The 509-nt window shown below is 66.8% G+C and carries 1 protein-coding gene; it reads right to left on the reverse strand.

Annotated elements, in window-relative coordinates; all coding sequences use genetic code 11:
• A partial coding sequence (locus EOA38_RS38545; protein WP_189435270.1) for a precorrin-6A/cobalt-precorrin-6A reductase occupies positions 1 to 454 on the reverse strand: 454 nt, incomplete at its 3' end.
• Positions 455 to 509 lie beyond the last annotated feature (55 nt).

Raw genomic sequence — 509 nt, forward strand, 5'->3', positions numbered from 1 at the left:
GGTAGTGATGCTGCGGAGCAGCCTCGAAGGCGCCGGCCTCCTGCCGGCCGATCGCGAGAAGAACGCGACGTGGCGCCATGCCGAGCGCGTTGGCCGCTTCAGCAACACCGGCAACGAGCGTCCAACGATCACCAGCCACAGGCTCCCAGCCGGGACGCCGCAGGGCAATGATCGGCACACCGGTTTGCTGGGCCGCCTCGGCGGCATTGGCAGAAATGCGCGCCGCATAAGGGTGCGTAGCGTCGATCAGCAGGTGGACGTGTTGTTCGCTGAGATAGACGGCCAACCCCTCTGCGCCACCGAAGCCGCCGACGCGCACCGGCACGCCTTGCGCGACGGGACTTTCGGTGCGGCCGGCCAGCGACAGCGTGACCGAGAAATCCGCGCGACGGGTAAGCTTTCCTGCCAACTGCCGGGCTTCGGTGGTTCCGCCAAGGATCAGAATGTTCTTCATGGGCACCATGATGCGCAGCGCCTGCGCTGCCCCTCACCCTTACCCTCTCCCCGTA

This window comes from Mesorhizobium sp. M1E.F.Ca.ET.041.01.1.1, from assembly GCF_003997355.1.
Classification (GTDB): Bacteria; Pseudomonadota; Alphaproteobacteria; order Rhizobiales; family Rhizobiaceae; genus Mesorhizobium.